Below are 3,365 nucleotides of genomic sequence, written 5' to 3'. Positions count from 1 at the left end.
CAAAACAGGGCAAATTTCGAGGGCACAAAGATACGTAAATAAATAAAACTTATGAAATCGAAAGGTAGAAATTATATTTACGCTGCTCCTGATGTATTGCCATATAAAAATTACGATGATTATCATGAGTGTTGCGTTCAGTAATACCTGAATATATTGCGCCCCAAGCAAACTGAAGCAAATAACCACCGGCAAAAAAACAAACGCAATGTTGAAATAAGTAAGATGGAGGATGTTAAGGTATTCGCTCACCAGCTTATTAATATCAAATACAAACCCTAAAAACTTGAGTATTAAAAACTTGAGCGAAAATAATACTATAATTACAATGGTAAGAAAAGTGAACAGACCGCTTCCTGCAATTTTATAGTAAACGCCCTTGTATGCAGCCAGCTGGTATAAAAACAAACTGAAGGTAGCGCAAAATAATAAAAACAAACCCAGGAAAGCCCATGAGCTGACGGGGCTCTCTTCTTTACCTGCTATTGAAAGCACACGTTTACTGTAAAAAGAAGTAAACACGTTACTTACGTCTTTACTCAGGGCAAGGTTAAGGATAGCTGTATATAACAGCATGGCAATAATGATCACAATAACCCAGGGATCGCGCGAGGGGCGGCTATGGCCTTCCATTACCCGGCTTTTTGACCTGGCGTGAAGATCCAGAAAGCCGTAGCCATGATATAATTCCTGGGCAAAAACGCTGTCGGCATATGCGGAGCGCATAGCGGCGTCAGGCACCCTGAGGTAACGCATGGCAACAGAGTCGGCAATAAACTTATCCCTGTTTTGCATGGCGTTAGCCACCGAATCAAGTACCGAATTGCCGGGACGAAAAGCACGTACAGGCGATTTTAAAGGCGTATCAACCACCGTTGAATCCTGTTGCGCAAAAGCAGCAGCAGCATTCAGCAAAAAAAGCAGGCAACACCAAATAACCAAACGGATCCTCAAAGCTTAAAACGGGGCTTATTATTTTTTGCAAAAGTAGGGTAATTATCTGAACCAGAATTTCATGAATTGATATTTTTTTGAATTTATTTCAAGGCTCAAATCGATGCCTTTTCATTCAAATCCCGAAACTAAACTGTGCTATCCGGTAACTCCGGTAGCTGCCCAAAACACCAGGTAACCGGCTTTGTCTTTACTAACAGTAACTCTTTTAAGAACCCGCTTCGGATCGGGGTGGATATTCAACACATCAATATTATGATGATCACTTTCGGTTATCTTATTTCCAGGCCCCCATTTGGCCAGATCATGTACTGCGTAACTCAGGTTAACATCACCTTCGGGGATATCATTATAATAATCGGGCAAGATAAAATCTTTGATCTCGTTACCATCGGTATAAGTTAGCGTAATATGCAATTGCGATGGCCCCTCAGAACTGGTAAGGCTCAGATAAAAACTTGAATATTTTTCAGGGGGCAGTTCAAAGCTGAAACTATCCGCGCCAGCTATATTACGGGTTTGGTTACCCTGATCTCCATTTTTGTAATGAAGTAATAATGCGGGATGAACTGAATTTGCCGGTATCAATGGATCATCAGGCAGTGCATGTGGTGTTTTATCGCCATTTAATAATGCAGCGGCCATTGTTAAGTAGCCATCGCCCTTCCCTCCTCCGTCGATACCTGTAACCCAGCTTTGAAGTTTGCCATTAGCAACTGTAGTTACCGGGCGGGCATTAAACAGCTTACTAATATTAACCTGGATTGTTTTACCGGTTTGCTGCGCCCCTGTTAAGGGTAAAAAAAACGCACCGATCATCAATATAAAAAGGGGTTTAAAGTTCATGCTCATAATTGATTGGATTGCCTAAAGATAAATAACCATACTAAACACTGCTATACTTTTATATCAACCTTCGGCTAAACAATCGTTTGCGCAGAGTTCCTGGATATAGAAAGGGGACAGTATGACTTTAAACACATTATATTTAGTTGATTATCCTTCATCATATACAAACCACAAAACCGAATGCAAAAATGCGCCTTAACTATTGTCCTGATCCTGCTTGCTTCAGGTCTGTCTTTTTCTCAAAGTAATAAATCCATCATACAATCCATCCCCGATGTACCGGCGCTAAAACCGGGTGACAAAAAGATTACATTTCCTGTTAGCCCTACCGGATACCACCTTGTGCTAAAAGGGAGCGACCATAACCCCGTAATTGATAGTACAGGCAGAATTGTACCGCCACTTGCCGCAACAAGCGTAAACTTATATTTTCAATTGATAAACAATAGTACAGATACTATCAGGTATGATGTTTCAAAGCAAGTAATTGTTCCGGGGAAATACCCGGATAAAGGTATTAATCCGCAGCCTTTCGTTATCCCCGCCTTCCGCGAATGGCATGGCGACACAGGACGCTTTAACTTAACTCATGCAACCAGGATAGTGATCAATGATATCGATAAGGTAGAGTTAAAAAAGGTGGCTGAAATCCTGAAAAAAGAAATAAACGAACAAACAGGGTTCAACTTAAAAACCGCCATCGGCAAACCCCGAAACGGTGATATTTATTTAACCCTGCATGAAGCGGATACGGCCATAGGCATCGAAGGTTATTACCTGGCAGTAAACAAGATGGTTACCATCAGTGCTGTAAAATACCAGGGACTGTTTTGGGGTACGCGCTCCTTATTACAACTACTTGAACAAAAAACAACAATTCCAAAAGGAATTGCCAGGGATTATCCCGAGTTTAAAGTACGCGGTTTCGTGCTGGACGACGGACGTAAATTTTTCAGTTTACAATTTCTGAGAGACTATGTTAAAATGATGTCCTATTACAAAATGAACGATTTTCAGATCCATTTGAACGATAACGGATTTAAAAAGCAATTCAACAATAATTGGGATAGTACGTATTCGGCCTTTCGCCTGCAAAATAACACTTATCCCAATCTCACCGCCAAAGACGGCTCCTATACCAAAAAAGAGTTCATAGCCTTACAGGAGCTGGCAAACGATTATGCCGTTCAAATCATTCCCGAAATAGATGTGCCTGCCCATTCACTGGCCTTTACCAAGGTAAAACCGGAGATTGGCAGTAAGCTATATGGCATGGATCATCTGGACCTTCATAATCCACTTACCTATAGTGTTGTTGAAAACGTATTTAGCGAATACTTATCAGGCGATCATCCGGTATTTACAGGCAAGGAAATCCATATTGGCACTGATGAATATGCTAAAAAAGATGCAGAGGCCTTTCGGGCATTTACCGATCACTTTATCAAATATGTGCAAAGTTTCGGAAAGAGTGTAAGGCTTTGGGGGGCATTAACCCATGCACAGGGCGCTACTCCGGTTACTGTAAAAAACGTGACCATGAACACCAGGTATAATGGCTA

Annotated in this window: 3 protein-coding genes; 1 reads left to right on the top strand and 2 read right to left on the bottom strand. The window is 41.3% G+C overall.

The window, feature by feature from the left end:
* Both VF500_RS21430 and VF500_RS21425 read right to left on the bottom strand, forming a co-directional pair.
* On the bottom strand, positions 1 to 954 hold a 954-nt coding region (locus tag VF500_RS21430; protein WP_330861636.1), incomplete at its 3' end, for a DUF4271 domain-containing protein.
* A gap of 138 nt (positions 955 to 1,092) precedes the next feature.
* Entirely contained in the window at positions 1,093 to 1,800 is a 708-nt protein-coding gene (locus VF500_RS21425; protein WP_330861635.1) for a hypothetical protein, read from the bottom strand.
* A 183-nt stretch (positions 1,801 to 1,983) separates the two neighbouring features.
* On the opposite strand from VF500_RS21425, the gene VF500_RS21420 reads away from it, so the two are divergent.
* Positions 1,984 to 3,365, top strand: a 1,382-nt coding sequence (locus VF500_RS21420) for a glycoside hydrolase family 20 zincin-like fold domain-containing protein (protein WP_330861634.1), incomplete at its 3' end; no start/stop codon positions are given.

It is taken from the genome of Mucilaginibacter sp., from assembly GCF_036383575.1.
In the GTDB taxonomy this organism is placed as follows: domain Bacteria; phylum Bacteroidota; class Bacteroidia; order Sphingobacteriales; family Sphingobacteriaceae; genus Mucilaginibacter.
This window is presented reverse-complemented; position numbering and strand designations above follow the sequence as displayed.